A 14,630-nucleotide genomic window follows, 5' to 3' on the forward strand; every position below is an offset into this window, starting at 1 on the left:
CAGACAAAGCAACCTTTGAACGAGACAGAGAAGCGAAGCGCAAAGAGCGGCAGCGCCAGCGGCGAATCGAAGACATTGAGGCTTTAATTGAGGAGCTTGAAGGAACCATTGCTGGACATGAAGAGACCCTTTGCGAGCCTGATGTGTTCTCTGACCATGAAAAAGCATCAGCCTTGCAGACAGAAATTGATGAAGCCAAAGAACAGATTGAACAACTCATGGAAGAATGGGAAACCTTACAATTAGAAAGTTAATCGTAAGAAATAAATAGAATTATGAGGCAGGCTGGGGCATAACGAACGTGTATGATTGAAAATGCGAACAATGCACACCTTAGCGGAGGAAATAGACGTAGACTCCTGCGGGATCAAAGGGAGACCACTGATAAACTAAGCTGACAGGGTACTGGACCAAAAAAATAAAAAATAAGGGCAGCTTTTTCTCCAAGAACGGAGAAAAAGCTGCCCTTTCCATTGGTATTTACGACTCTTTTTGGTTTAAGAGTCCATGATGAAAGAAAAATCAACGAGTTCATAGAGTTCCATATATGGGCTAAGAGGAATTGAGCCTTGTCCTTTAATCATATACGAAAAAAGAGTGGTTGGTTGAATAAATTCAACCAACCACTCTCTAAAAAGGACTTTTTCAGTGGCCTCATCAAAGGCAAGAGTGAGACCCCACAGTGCGAAAAGCACGAGGAGGCTCACCAGCCGCCCGCGGAAAGCGAAGGATAGTTCCGAAGCGATTGCTATGCAAAAACGATCATGACGTTCAGATTTCTCTTCAATAAAAACTCTTTTGTCACAGCCTCATTTCTATATGATACGTCTCTTTTTCTTAGATACTGAGAGAGACATATTTTACTTCTAAATATTCTTCAATTCCGTAATGACTACCTTCTCGACCAAGACCACTCTCCTTAAACCCGCCAAACGGAGCCTGTGCAGTGGACGGAACACCATCATTCACACCTACAATACCATACTCTAGCGCTTCACTCATGCGAATCGCACGGCCTAGATTTTCCGTAAATACATAGGCCGCTAAACCGTATGGTGAATCGTTTGCTTTCTCAATGACCTCTTCTTCTGTTGTAAATGTTGCAACCGGCGCTAGTGGTCCGAATGTTTCTTCTTGCATGCAAATCATATCTTCCTGAACATTGGTCACAACAGTCGGTTCAAAGTAGAAGCCACCATCTTTTGTAAGCAGTTTGCCACCATAGGCAAGCTTGGCTCCTTTGGCAACGGCATCCTCCACATGCGTTTGAACCTTCTGAAGGGCCGCTTCGTTAATGAGTGGTCCAATATCTGTTCCCGTCATTCCATCTCCTACCTTTAGCTTGGAAACCGCTGCTACAAAAGCCTTTGTAAAAGCATCAACAACACCTTCTTGTACGTAAATGCGGTTGGCACAAATACATGTTTGACCAGCATTACGGAATTTAGAGGCGATAATGCCGTTTACCGCTTTAGGAATGTCTGCATCATCCATTACAATAAAAGGGGCATGTCCTCCTAATTCAAGTGATAGCTTTTTTACCGTATCTGCCGCTTGGCGCATCAAATGCTTGCCTACAGGCGTCGACCCCGTAAAGGTCAGCTTACGAACACGCTTATCACTCATCCATACCTCACCTATCTCAGCAGGATTTCCTGTGATTATGTTTAAAACCCCTGCTGGAATTCCTGCTTCCTCTGCAAGCTTTGCTAAATATAGCGCAGTTAGCGGTGTAAGCTCCGCTGGTTTAACGACCGCTGTACATCCTGCAGCCAAGGCAGGTGCTACCTTACGTGTAATCATTGCAGCAGGAAAATTCCATGGTGTAATGGCGGCAATGACGCCGACCGGTTGCTTTAATACTTGAATTCGCTTTGAACGAGAAGACGCAGGGATCGTTTCACCATAAACTCTCTTAGCCTCTTCTGCATACCAAGAGAGGAAACTATTTGCATATTGCACTTCACCAAGAGCTTCCGCCACAGGCTTTCCTTGCTCCCTTGTCATAACTTCAGCAATGTCCTGCTTATGCTCATCAATTAACCGGAACCAGTTTTGCAAAAGCTCGCTTCGTTCATGTGCAGGGCGCTGTGACCATTCTGGAAATGCACGGTGCGCTGCATCAACAGCAGCCACCGCCTCCTCCGCTCCTCCCTTTGGGACGGTTGCAAAAGCCACATTTGTAGCCGGATTGACAACCTCAATCATCTCTTCGGTCTCCAGCCATTTTCCATCTATATAGATTCGATACGGTTTCATCCGACTTTTTCCTCCTTATTTTCAGCATTTTCCGGGATAAAGAGATCGTTTTGATCGTCTCCTTTAAAGAAGCGTTTACCGTAGATAAGCAAAGAAAGGAAAATTCCAACAGCAAATGCCCATGTTGCTCCTTTGCTCACTAATACAGCTGCCATAACCCCAGCAATCCCCAGATCGCGCTGACTTTGTGCCTGAAGTACACCAAGACGAACACTAACATAGCCTTGAATTAACAATGTTAATGCCAGAGCAACACCTAAAATTGGCTCCACGAGGCTGACAATCGGTAAAAGAAGTAATCCCGTGTTTGTTCCCCAACGGAAAGAACCAAGACCACCAAAAATCGAGTTCATAAATTTTTTCCCAGCTTTATATCTCTCGACAACTACGACTTGCATTGCTGCCCACACAGGTCCACACATGGCAATGTCTGGTCCAATGATACTCATTACAGCATTACGACCACCAAAAATAAGATGCGCACGATCGGAGCTATAGTCAATTTTTTCGTCGTCACGAGTGGCATTTGCTTCATCTATAAGAGCTTTAGATTGTAAAACATCCCCAAAGAGAATAATGTATGCAGCAAAAACCATTGGTAAGCCTGTGATAAACATCATTAGTGGCGGAAATCCTAACCCGAAAATCGTAAAATCAGTAAACAACGTCACAAAATCCGGTTTACTAAAGCCCCACTCAATTGTCGGCCATGGAGCTTCACCGAAAAGAGGGGCAAGCAAAACAGCCAAAAGAATAATTGGAAAGATGCCAAGATTTCCTAGAAGCTTCCACCCTCCCCCTCTTTTTTTCAACTTCTCAAAATGCTTCGAAAAAACTAAGTAAAAGGCAAGACCTACACAAAGGCTGATTGTGATCGGGAACATATCAAAGCGTCCCCCAACTTCAAATACTGTAACGACAGCAGCAAGACCTGCACCGAGAAGAACACCTGATTTTATGGCATTCGGTACCAATTGAACGACCTTACTCGCTAAACCCGTCATTCCGAGAATAATAGAAAAGATCCCTAGCGCTAATTGGAAGGCAATAAGAGCGTGAACCCTCTCAGGACCTTCCGGAAACTGAGATACATATAATATTAAAAGCGGTATCGCTGGCGTAATCCACCCAGGTACAACAGGATCCCCTAACAAATGGTGTGTCAAATAAAGCAATCCATTTATAATAACAACAGCAAGGGCCACTTCAAACGACATGCCCAAATATTCAATCATGAGAGCAATTGCTGCTAGATCCACCGCACACATTAATAATCCTTGAAAATAATCAGGCCACTCCATTTTGTAATGGACAAACGGAAGTCGTATCTTAAATGGTCCAAAAGGGGTGTACGGTGCTTCTTCACCATGTTTGTGTTGCTTCCACTTTGACATGAATCTCTACCTCCTATCAGCGCCTACTAAAGCGCAGCACGATAAATTTGTTCAATATCTTTTTCTCTTAATACTCGAGGGTTGTTATTAAGCAGACGGGAAATTTGGCTTGCATCATGAGCCATTGCAGGAATCGCGTCTTCATTAATGCCCACTTCTTGTAAGCTTGAAGGAATGCCGACAAATTCACACAAGCGCTTCATCGCAGCAATCGCTTTTTCACTTGCTTCAACAAGTGTTGCGTTGTCTGTGCTTTCCCCAAGCGCTTCTGCAATCTCTTTAAAGCGTTCAAGTGATGCAATACGATTCCATTCCATCACATAAGGTAGCAATAAGGCGTTGCTCACACCATGAGGCAAATTAAAGCGACCACCCAATGGATAGGCTAGAGCATGAACAGCACCGACCCCTGCATTCCCAAAGGCCATTCCAGCCATAAGACTTGCTGTAACCATCGCTTCCCGTGCCTCAAGGTCATTCGGATTGGCGTATGCTTTTGGCAAGTTTGTCGAGATCATTTTCATGGCACCTAAAGCAAGTGCATCTGTAATCGGTGAAGCGTTTACAGATAAGTACGCTTCAATTGCATGGACCAACGCATCAATTCCACTTGCCGCTGTTACCGATTGCGGCATCGTTTTTGTCATTTCTGGTGAAACAAGCGCAACATCAGGAAGCAAATAATCACTTGCAATCCCCTTCTTTAATTGCGCTTCCTTATCAGACAAAATAGCCACATTTGTTACTTCTGATCCTGTCCCTGCTGTCGTTGGAATCGCAACAAGCGGGAGTCCTGGCTTCTCTACTAAATCAGTTCCAAACAGGTCCTCAATGTTTTGGTTATTCGTTACAAGCACCGAGGCACTTTTAGCGATATCAATCGCACTACCTCCTCCAAGAGCAATTAAGCCATCGTGCCCGCCCTCATTGATCACATCGACGCATTCTTGCACAAGGGCAATTTCTGGTTCAGGCTTCACGCCCGTATAAAGACCATATGAAAACCCTTTCAAATATGTGTCCAATGATGCCACTACGCCAACTTTTTCTAAAATTTCATCTGTTACAACTAGAGGGTTTTTGCACCCTAGCTGGTTTAATTCATCAGCCAAGCGAGTAAGCGCTTCCTTTCCGGTTATTAACTTGTTTGCAATTTTAAATTCTGAAATACTCATATTTTTTCTACCTCCCTTTCCTTTTTTATCATTGCAAAAAGCATGCCAACTTTTAACCTGCTCAAAAAATTACTTCTTTTTATTATTATTTTCATTAAATGTACGACTTAAGCTCTTGCGCTCCTTCATAGCTAATGAAGAATCAATGAATGAAGCAAAAAATAAAATGATTAAAAAACGAGTCAAATCGCATTGATTGATTCGTTTTTTAATCAATTGTTCCTCTCCACTTTTTTAACTTTTGGACAATCGTTGCTTGACTCACACCAAGTACCTCTGCTGCTTTTCTTGTTGTTTTATATTTTTTTAAAGCTGCTGTCACCATTTTTCGTTCTACCATCTCTACTGCTTGTTTCAGTGGCATGATTTGTTCAAATGGAAAAAGCTCATCTCCATCCTTTGATTGAACATACCCTTTCGGTAAATGGTCGACCTTTATCTGTTCATCAAAACATGTGACGACAAGACGCTCAACGAGATTCATTAACTCTCTAATGTTTCCAGGCCAATGGTATTCAAGCAACCAATCCTTACATTCTAGACTCATTTTAATTTCTCGCTTATATTTTTTATTAAAGAAAGCGAGGTAATAATCGAGCAGAGGAATAATTTCCCGACGTCGTGCCCGCAAAGGTGGAATTTCAATAGGGACAACATTCAAACGGTAAAAAAGGTCTTCACGAAATCCTCCCTCTTTAACATGCTGCTTTAAGTCTTTATGGGTGGCAGAAATGATTCGCACATCAACTGTTCGCTCATCCGTTGCTCCTACACGACTAAAACGCTGCTCTTCTACAACCTTAAGAAGCTTGACCTGAAGCTCTAAAGGCAAATCCCCGATCTCATCCAAGAACAGCGTTCCCCCATCCGCTTGTTCAACAAGCCCTTGCTTTCCTGTTCTCAGTGCACCTGTAAACGCACCTGGCTCATAGCCAAACAGCTCTGCTTCAATCAAATTAGCTGGGATCGCACTACAATTTAATGCAACAAAACGTTCCTTTTTTCTTAAGCTTTTCTCATGAATATAGCGAGCGAGCATGCTTTTACCAACACCTGTCTCACCTTGGAGCAACACTTTTACATCTGTTTTTGCAATATGATCAGCAAGCTTGAACTGTTCATTTGTATCCTCACTGCTAATTAAAGAACCAACATCAACCTCGGCAACATTGATCGCTTTTGCCCGTTCACCTCTCCAAGCATGAACCATTTCAAGTTCGTGCTTTAGTTTCAGCAGCTCTGTAATGTCACGGACACTGCTAACAACAAGAATGATCTCACCATCTCGATTAAAAATCGGTGTACTGGATACAATGATTTGCCGCTCATCACGAATTTTTTGCATTAATGTGACAGGACGCTTCAGCTTTAATACCTCCATCGAAGCCGATTGAGAAATATACCCCTGCTTAATCACATCCGTCATATGCCGTCCCACAACTTCCTTTGCACGAATGTCTGTTATGCGCTCATAAGCAACATTTACCATCACTGTTACACCTTTCCCATCCACAATGTAGACGCCATCATGAAGGGAGTTCAGTAAGGTTTTAAACCATTCTGTTTGAATAACATGTAAGTACAATTGACGTTCTTTATCATTAAAGACTCCTGAAACCCTCTCCACACTTTTGTACGCGTTTTTAGAATTTGTCCTTTGAATAAGCTCAGAGATTTGTTCAGTCAGATCTCCTTTTTGGATCGCACGCAAAACGTCTTCCTGGGTCAAATAACCGACCGGGGCATCTTGTTCATCGATGATCTGTAGCACTTCGGTTTGCTCGTCTATAAAAAAAGGGATGATTTCTTCAAGTTTTTGGGTCTTTTTAATTTTCATCGGAAGCATCCTTTCTTTTCTCCAAAAAACCTTTCTATCAATAAGAGTAAGCACTATTAAATATCCTTTTTGTAAAACGAAAAAGAGAGATAGCCTTTAATATGGAAGCTCTCTCAAATGTAGTCATACTATGACGCTTCGTTTTTTTCCTGCTTTTTATCAACCCTCCATTTAAGCATTGCGTAAATAACAAAAACCCAAATCACCGGATGGGTTAAGGTTAAACCGACTTGTGATCGCCCACCTAAAGCAGTAAAAAGGGCAATAAGTCCGATTACATAAAGAATTAAAAAGAGATCATTTTCAATAATAGGAAGAGCATATTTCTTCTTTTCTTCTTTAGAAAGAAGCAGTTCTGCCGTTACAGCAAACAAAAAACAACACAAAAGGGCAACAGTTAGCCAGCGACCACCTAAAAAATCATTCATCCCATAAGAGAATTGATCTACACTAATTGCTATCGTTAAGATGACTAGAACTGAAATCCTTAACATTCTCGCCCATTTAATCCTTGTAGGCAACGTGCTCTCCTCCTTTATTACCCCCATATTCCAATAGCCAAAACAAATTCGCCGACACAACAAGGAACATCGACGTAGCAGCCGCTATGACTCCTGAATCATTTAAAAGAAAAAGGGCAACAGATGCCACAAGTCCCCCTTGTAATAATAACGTTCGCCCTTCATGCTCCCATGTTGAGCACTGCTTCCATAGAAAAACACCAACAAGAACATAGCTTGTCACAAAAAGCTGGGTCCAGTTAGAAAAACGAAAGAGTTTCACGTTCATTTCAACCTTTCGCAAAATGAGATTAGAAATATAGTGAAAGTCTCCTTGAAATAAGCGAATAAAAGCTTTTTGAATATGTGTGTGAGCCCCCGATAATTGTAACATATAGAGAAAGTAAATGATTAGCAACATCGATGCCCCTAAAGCTAAAAGCAGCTTCCAAACGGCCCAACGCCGGCAAAAAAGCCAATAGCCAATCATAACGAAGGAAATACCGGCCGAAAGAGTCGCTCCAGCATTTGCACCCAGCGTGCTTTTCCCAAGCATTATCAGGGTGAAGCTAGCAAATACAAGCAATATACAGCCTCTAACCCACTTATTTTTACGGTTAAGAAATGGTGAGAGTGCCAGTAAAGCGGAAATAATATAGACTCCTGCATATTCATTTCCTATCCCATAGTATCTTGCGCCAATAATTGGATCATAACCTAAATACGAACGCTGCATGAAAGGAGAGCCCAACATCACATCTATACTAATCAGGACAAATTGAACGGTACCGATCACCACGATGGGGGATGCAAACCAACGGGTTGCCATATAGGCGCTTCCTACCGAGCAAAGCATAAGAAGAACAACAAATCCAGCTGGATGAACAAACGGAGCAAGTGGTGTCAATACCAAAAACCAAAGTGGTGTACTAACGGCAGCAGAAAGGATTACTTGCATCACATAACACCACCGTTGACTTTCTCGCTTGAACCAAGTGACACCTCCTCCAACAATGAGCAACAGCACGAGAAGTGAGATATAGCTCGATAACACCGATCCTCTTGTTTTGAAAACATAAACGATATGATCAACTGTTTTATAAACCGTTGCAGGCTTAAACCTTTCTCCTGTCTGTAGCTTTACAGGATTTCCGCTTAATGAAGATGGGATGGGGATGTTGTAATAAGATAAAATGGTCGGAACAAAATCAATGTTACTCATAAGATTAACTTGACGCGTCGTCGGTGAATAAAATGCTCCCCCTCCCTTTTGTCCCCAAAAAAAGATCGGTGCAAGCTGCTCCTTTTCTTGGTACGCTTCCTGATGCATAAAAGGTGCGACAAGCCAAATATCATATTTTTTCTCTGTGTACAATTTGTGGATAAAACTTTCTAATCGCAACAATTGATGACTTCGCTGAACATTAAAATATTGTATATCCATCATCTCACGCTGTTCGTAAAGGCGAAAAACATCTCCCCACTCCACCACTGTAAAACGTAACTCATTATCATTGCTTTCGAGCATCTGCATGACATAAGCTTCATCCATTTCTTGTCCAAACGGCGCGCGAGGATTTGAACGAACGGCTTTTGTTAAAACTCCCGAGGACTCTCCTTTTTCATTCATAGTAAAAAGGGAGCCGTATCGCACTCTCTCATTTATATCACTATGACCAATCACTACTCGCTTAACACCTTGCCGCTCCAATAAAGAGCCCAGTATCCCTACCTGCCCCCCATATGTAGACTGTTTATTTTTCTCCACAAGCCTATTTACATATGGATGTAAAAGACTTTTTTCCGGAAAGTGCCCATACCATTGCTGCATAATAAATTCGGCAGGCTGTTCATCGATTTTTTCTCCTGGCTCAAAACTATTCCAACCTTTCACCCCGACCCCTCTATTGCCCATACTTAAACTGACCGTATTGTTTAAATAAGAATAGGGTCCATCTGGACGAACATTCATGGCCGACAAAACAGCCTGTTCCCATAAATCTTTGTATTTTCCATGCTCCGTTAGCCAGCGCGCTTCTTGAAATGACAAGCTTGGTGCAAGCACAAGCACTAGTTGATTTGCTTGCTCATTTTCCTTAGCAAAGACAGGTACGCACGAGCAAAACATCAAACAACCAATAATAAGGAGCGAACAAACGTTTTTTATCCACATCGCCTTCAACCTTTTGCAAAAAATTCTAACATATCCACATTATCAACAGCTTTATTCACAGGTATGAACCTTTATTTAAAGAGTTTTCTAAAGTTATTCACAAAATAAGTAGGTTATACACATGTTTTTTGTGCACAATTATTCGAACGGTATCTGATGAGTTTTTTGAGATTATCCACTATATCCACATGAATGTGAATAACCTTTGTGGATAAATCTGCGATTAAACCAAGTTGAACCATTCAAGGGTTTCTACTAAGCGAAAAAACAATAAAAACCTCTCATTAGCTTCTGCCAACATAAGAGGTTTTAAACCAAAAAAATTTTATTGAGATATTCTAGTCTACCTGCTCTAAATCAAGGCCTGGATTCCCATTTAAATCGAAGCCTGCAAATTGCTTGCGCCCATATTTAATGCTTGCAGCGGCACCAATCATTGCCGCATTATCGGTACACAGGGAGAGAGGTGGGATGACAAGCTCTATCCCCTCATCCTTAAATGCTTCTTCTAACGCTTTACGAAGCCCTTTATTTGCTGCAACACCACCCGCAACTAAAACTTGCCTCACATCGTATTGAATGGCGGCTTTTTTTGTTTTGGTCACAAGGACATCAATCACGCTTTCTTGAAAGCTTGCAGCTAATTGTTCAACCGGAATTTTTTCTCCCCGTTGCTCTGCGTTATGAAGCATATTAATAACAGCCGATTTTAAACCACTAAAGCTAAAATCAAAGGAGTCTGACTCTAACCATGCTCTCGGCAAGTCCAACGTCGCCTCACCAGTCGCTGCTAAACGGTCAACATGCGGCCCACCAGGGTAAGGGAGACCAAGGGTTCGAGCAACCTTGTCATACGCTTCTCCAACCGCATCGTCTCTTGTTTCACCAATAATTTCAAAGGAACCGTGCTTCTCCATATAAACGAGCTCCGTATGCCCTCCTGAAACAACAAGGGCAAGCAGCGGAAAGGACATCTCTTGGATCAGACGATTTGCATAAATATGACCGGCAATGTGGTGAACACCGATTAACGGGAGGTTATGGGCATAGGCAATTGCTTTCGCTGCGTTTACTCCAATTAATAGAGCCCCAACAAGCCCCGGCCCTTCCGTCACGGCTACCGCCGATACGTCAAAGAAGGTAACGCCTGCTTCCTTCATCGCTTCTTCCACAATCAACGTCATCTGTTCTACATGGTGGCGAGAAGCGATTTCAGGAACTACGCCTCCAAAGCGCTTATGACTTTCAATTTGTGAAGAAACGACATTGCTCAAAATTTCTGTTCCATTTCGAATGATTGCACAAGACGTTTCATCACAGCTCGTTTCAATCGCTAATATAATTTCATTCGTGCTCATTTAACATCACCCACATAACTAATGCGTCTTCCAAATTATCTGTATAATAGTTTTTTCGAATACCACCGTCTTGAAAACCATACTTTCGATAAAGCCGCTGAGCCACTTCATTCGACACTCGCACTTCTAGCGTCATCTTTTTTGCACCCATAAGCTTTGCAAACTCCATGATATACGCTAATAAAGCTTCTCCCCGCTTTCCGCCACGATATTCAGGGAGAACGGCAATATTGGTAATGTGCGCTTCATCGTAAACAACCCAAACGCCACAATAGCCGACGACATGTTCATCCACTTCATATACGACATAACGGGCAAATTGGTTATTCGTTAGTTCGTTTGTAAATGCTGTTCTGCTCCATGGTACCGAAAACGAATGCTCTTCTACATGGAGCACCGCCTCAATGTCCTCAACCGTCATAAAACGAATTCGCTCCTGCTTATCCATTCGCATCGCCCTTTTTCTGAGCTTTCAGCCAGTTGGCCTCCGCTTCAGCAAGTTGTAAATATCGGGGAACAAATGTATGTACGTTCTCTACCGGCTGTTTTTCCTGTCCTAAACGAGCTAACTCAGCTGGGCTAGGTAGCATCTCTGTTGAGACAGCAATCACTCCAAGCCCCTTTAACCCCTCTTTAAATGTGGACCCATGAATTTCTAAGTCCTGTCCGATGAGTAAAACGGGCTGTTCATAACGACTTACACTGTCAGCCCACTCGCTTGCCTGAATAAGCCGTTCATCATCTACCTTTTTTATGTCTTTTCCATCCCATTGATAAAGCCCGGTATACACTTGACCACGACGAGCATCTATCAACGGAACAATAAGTCCAGAAAAATATCTTCCTCGTTGCGCCATGACCTCCAAGCTCGAAACACCAACCAGTGAAATCCCCAACGACCAGGCCAACGTTTTCGCTGTCGTTACACCGATCCGAACACCCGTATAGGAGCCAGGTCCCTCTGCAACAACAATTCTCTCTAATTCAGCAGGCTTTACATTTACATCCTTCATTAAAAGCTCAATCGCAGGCATCAGCCGAACCGAATGATTTTTTTTCAAATTTGTCGTCATTTCCCCGAGCACTTGGTTACCATCTAAAACCGCAACACCCATGACATAGGTTGACGTATCAATCGCTAACGTTTTCATGACTGATAAACTCCTTACATCGTTCAATAAATCGTTCCCCATGTGGCAATAGTCGAATGGTTCGACTGTTCTCCCCAGCATGACGAATCTCAATCGCAAGCCGCTCTTCAGGTAGAAGTGGTTCAATCAAACTCGCCCACTCCACAACTGTTATCCCCTGCCCCTCAAAATATTCTTCAAAACCTAGATCCTCTTCACTGTCTGCTAATCGATAAACATCCATATGATAAAGAGGCAGCCTCCCTTGATACTCTTTAATAATTGTAAAGGTGGGGCTTTTTACGACACGCTTTACTCCTAAGCCTTTTGCTAATCCTTTTGTAAAGCTTGTCTTCCCAGCTCCTAAATCCCCCTCTAATGTAATAACGTCACCTGGAACTACCCATGCAGCCAGTTTTTCAGCAAATGCGATCGTTTCTTCAGGGGACTGACTAACAAACGACCATGACTTCATGTAATCACCCATTCCGAAAATGATTATAGCCTTCTTTTTTTAATACGATTCTTTTTCCATGTTGAATCAAAGAAACGCCAGCTTTCCCCTTTTCTACATAGCCAATCTCTGTTAGCTGAACACCTACATCCTCACACTGTTTTTGCAACGGGCGAAAATCCTGGATAGATGCCGTTCCAATTAATTCAAAATCCTCTCCGCCAAATAATGCCAATTTCAGCTTTTTCGAATCTGAATAAAACGTGAGGCTAGGGTGAAACGGAAGTTTATCCTCTTCAATACAAATGGAAACATTGCTCGCTTCCGCCAATTCGTTCGCTTCACTCCCAACCCCGTCACTTACATCATTCAAAGCAAGCCGATAGCCAGATCGAGCAAAGATTCGACCAGCCTCAACCCTTGGACTTGGTTGTTGATGGGCTTTTACGAGTTCCTGCTCCTTTTCTGAATACGAACCGTTCAATCCTCTCTCAAAAAGAAGCTCGAGACCAGCAGCTGATTTGCCAATTGTACCAGTAACAAAGACAACATCGTCAGCTTTTGCATTTGAACGAAGCAACTTCCGCCCTGTTTCCACTCTCCCGATCGCCGTCACTGTTAAGACAAGCTTGTCCCTCGTCGAAACGGTATCTCCACCAATTAGATCCATCGCATATTCGTGGCCTAGCTGATGCATCCCTTTATAGATTGCCCGAATCTCTTCTTCCGTCCAAGAGCGTGGGATCGCTATGGAAACAAGATAATACATAGGGAGGGCACCCATGGCAGCTAAATCACTTATATTGATTGCAAGCCCCTTATACCCAATTTGAAAGGGGGTTAACGTATCGCGACGAAAGTGAATATCCTCCACCATCGTATCAACACAGATGACTTCATCATAATCATCACTTCCCGTATAAATCGCAGCATCATCCCCAATGCCGACCTGCAGCGAAGGTTGCTTTGTCGCTTTTGGGGTAATCTGCCGAATGAGGGCAAACTCATCCTTCATGAACCTCACCTCACAAGTGGACCATTCTTGAAAAAAATCCTTAGGGTCCACTACTTTCCCTAAGGACAATATCTTTATTTTATCGAAATTTCACGTGATTCCCAAGTTTTGAACGTAAAAAAAACGAAACTCGATGGTTTCGCCTTAATTGGTATTGCGGGGGACGGATTTGAACCGCCGACCTTCGGGTTATGAGCCCGACGAGCTACCAGACTGCTCCACCCCGCGTCGTTATACAGTTTATGGATGAGGTTTTTCTTCGGAGAGGACCTCTCCTCTTCCAGCTTCCACTCTGACGCAATCATGCGTCGAGATTACTCGCTGCTTTCTCGGCGGATGCTTCGCTCGTTGCTCCACCCCGCGTCGTTATATTATTTTATTTCATTATAAAAAACATAGCTTGGCAACGTCCTACTCTTGCAGGGGGAAGCCCCCAACTACCATTGGCGCTGAAGAGCTTAACGACCGTGTTCGGCATGGGAACGGGTGTGACCTCTTCGCTATCGCCACCAAACTTTTTGTTCTACAACCACAAGTTATATATTAGCACACTTACAAAGTTGATGCAAGTAAATTTTACCCAAAAATATTTTTATAATTTTTCGGGAATTTATATTGCAATTTTCAGATAAATAGATTACTATTAAGAAAATTCACAAAAAATTCACATTGTTGCAGGGAGGACTCTTTTATGGGAAAGAAATTAATTGGTGTTTTTCGTACTATGGGCTTATCTATTATGGTTGTCCTTTTGACGACCTTGTTTCTTCCAGTTATAATCTTTACCGATCAGATTCCTATCTTACAACAAGCATTAAATATGTTTTATCCAAACGACCCCTCTTAGGAGCGGTCGTTTTTTGATTGTTCAATTGCCTCAACCAATGTGTCGATGATGTCCTGTGCATCTTCAATTCCAATCGACAATCTCACTACCTGTGCGTCGATTCCTAACGACTCACGCACTTCGGAAGGTACAGTGCGGTGTGAGGTGCGCAATGGGTAGGATACTGTCGTTTCCACACCAGCCAACGTTGGTGCAATTTTTATCCACGCAAGCGTCTGAAAAAACGTTTCGATATTAATATCTTTCGCTAGCTTTATTGTCACAATCGCTCCATTACCTTGTTTTGAAACATTAGTCGGGTAATATACTTTATCAACACCAGCATTATCAGCTAAAGAAGAAGCGACTTCTTGTGCATTTTCACATTGTCTTTCCATTCGAAGCGCTAATGTCTTTAAGCCCCGACAAGCAAGCCATCCTTCAAAGGGTGTCAGGTTACACCCAAGCGTGACAACCTTCGCCTTTGCTTTTGCAATTAAATTTTTTGG

15 protein-coding genes, 1 tRNA gene and 1 rRNA gene are annotated in these 14,630 nt (G+C 42.7%); 2 read left to right on the forward strand and 15 right to left on the reverse strand.

Translation table 11 applies throughout. From position 1 onward, the window contains the following. Nucleotides 1–254, forward strand: a 254-nt coding sequence (locus BLT_RS22495) for an ABC transporter C-terminal domain-containing protein (RefSeq protein ID WP_035426137.1), incomplete at its 5' end; no start/stop codon positions are given. A gap of 583 nt (nucleotides 255–837) precedes the next feature. Here the strand turns inward: BLT_RS22495 and BLT_RS0119875 are convergent. From BLT_RS0119875 to rrf, 14 genes are all read right to left on the reverse strand, one after another. Next, nucleotides 838–2,259 (reverse strand): NAD-dependent succinate-semialdehyde dehydrogenase, encoded by a 1,422-nt coding sequence (locus BLT_RS0119875; protein WP_017729454.1) that lies wholly within the window; start codon nucleotides 2,257–2,259, stop codon nucleotides 838–840. Then, nucleotides 2,256–3,653, reverse strand: coding sequence for a hypothetical protein (locus BLT_RS0119880; protein WP_017729455.1), 1,398 nt, complete (start codon nucleotides 3,651–3,653; stop codon nucleotides 2,256–2,258). The genes BLT_RS0119875 and BLT_RS0119880 overlap by 4 nt, the downstream gene beginning before the upstream one ends. A 26-nt stretch (nucleotides 3,654–3,679) precedes the next feature. After that, complete coding sequence (locus BLT_RS0119885; protein ID WP_017729456.1) at nucleotides 3,680–4,828, reverse strand: iron-containing alcohol dehydrogenase; 1,149 nt, start codon at nucleotides 4,826–4,828, stop codon at nucleotides 3,680–3,682. Between the two features lie 69 nt (nucleotides 4,829–4,897). After that, complete coding sequence (locus tag BLT_RS24150) at nucleotides 4,898–5,044, reverse strand: hypothetical protein (RefSeq protein WP_017729457.1); 147 nt, start codon at nucleotides 5,042–5,044, stop codon at nucleotides 4,898–4,900. After that, complete coding sequence (locus BLT_RS0119895) at nucleotides 5,037–6,665, reverse strand: sigma-54 interaction domain-containing protein (protein ID WP_035426140.1); 1,629 nt, start codon at nucleotides 6,663–6,665, stop codon at nucleotides 5,037–5,039. Before BLT_RS0119895 ends, BLT_RS24150 begins: the two co-directional genes overlap by 8 nt. Before the next feature lie 128 nt (nucleotides 6,666–6,793). Beyond that, nucleotides 6,794–7,186, reverse strand: a complete 393-nt coding sequence (locus tag BLT_RS0119900; protein WP_017729459.1) for a hypothetical protein — start codon at nucleotides 7,184–7,186, stop codon at nucleotides 6,794–6,796. Next, nucleotides 7,170–9,338, reverse strand: coding sequence for a hypothetical protein (locus BLT_RS0119905; RefSeq protein ID WP_017729460.1), 2,169 nt, complete (start codon nucleotides 9,336–9,338; stop codon nucleotides 7,170–7,172). The genes BLT_RS0119900 and BLT_RS0119905 overlap by 17 nt, the downstream gene beginning before the upstream one ends. A gap of 338 nt (nucleotides 9,339–9,676) precedes the next feature. Continuing rightward, nucleotides 9,677–10,696: a tRNA (adenosine(37)-N6)-threonylcarbamoyltransferase complex transferase subunit TsaD gene (tsaD, locus tag BLT_RS0119910; RefSeq protein WP_017729461.1), complete on the reverse strand. Its 1,020-nt coding sequence runs from the start codon at nucleotides 10,694–10,696 to the stop codon at nucleotides 9,677–9,679. Then, nucleotides 10,683–11,144, reverse strand: coding sequence for a ribosomal protein S18-alanine N-acetyltransferase (rimI, locus tag BLT_RS0119915; RefSeq protein WP_017729462.1), 462 nt, complete (start codon nucleotides 11,142–11,144; stop codon nucleotides 10,683–10,685). The genes tsaD and rimI overlap by 14 nt, the downstream gene beginning before the upstream one ends. After that, nucleotides 11,137–11,847: a tRNA (adenosine(37)-N6)-threonylcarbamoyltransferase complex dimerization subunit type 1 TsaB gene (tsaB, locus tag BLT_RS0119920; RefSeq protein WP_017729463.1), complete on the reverse strand. Its 711-nt coding sequence runs from the start codon at nucleotides 11,845–11,847 to the stop codon at nucleotides 11,137–11,139. Before tsaB ends, rimI begins: the two co-directional genes overlap by 8 nt. Continuing rightward, a complete protein-coding gene (tsaE, locus tag BLT_RS0119925) occupies nucleotides 11,828–12,301 on the reverse strand; it encodes a tRNA (adenosine(37)-N6)-threonylcarbamoyltransferase complex ATPase subunit type 1 TsaE (RefSeq protein WP_026105211.1) in 474 nt (157 codons plus the stop codon). The genes tsaB and tsaE overlap by 20 nt, the downstream gene beginning before the upstream one ends. Nucleotides 12,302–12,305: 4 nt before the next feature. Continuing rightward, on the reverse strand, nucleotides 12,306–13,295 hold the full coding sequence (gene thiL / locus BLT_RS0119930; RefSeq protein WP_017729465.1) for a thiamine-phosphate kinase: 990 nt from the start codon (nucleotides 13,293–13,295) through the stop codon (nucleotides 12,306–12,308). Between the two features lie 154 nt (nucleotides 13,296–13,449). Continuing rightward, nucleotides 13,450–13,523 (reverse strand) — tRNA-Met (locus BLT_RS0119935). A 170-nt stretch (nucleotides 13,524–13,693) separates the two neighbouring features. Further along, nucleotides 13,694–13,809 (reverse strand): 5S ribosomal RNA (gene rrf, locus BLT_RS0119940). Between the two features lie 177 nt (nucleotides 13,810–13,986). On the opposite strand from rrf, the gene BLT_RS24155 reads away from it, so the two are divergent. Next, a complete protein-coding gene (locus BLT_RS24155; protein WP_017729466.1) occupies nucleotides 13,987–14,142 on the forward strand; it encodes a hypothetical protein in 156 nt (51 codons plus the stop codon). On the opposite strand, the gene BLT_RS0119950 is transcribed toward BLT_RS24155, so the two are convergent. Beyond that, nucleotides 14,139–14,630 (reverse strand): PLP-dependent transferase (locus BLT_RS0119950; RefSeq protein ID WP_017729467.1); only part of this gene is annotated, 492 nt, incomplete at its 5' end. The two genes, BLT_RS24155 and BLT_RS0119950, sit on opposite strands and share 4 nt — an antisense overlap.

The organism is Halalkalibacterium ligniniphilum, assembly GCF_000334155.1.
GTDB lineage: Bacteria > Bacillota > Bacilli > Bacillales > Bacillaceae_D > Halalkalibacterium > Halalkalibacterium ligniniphilum.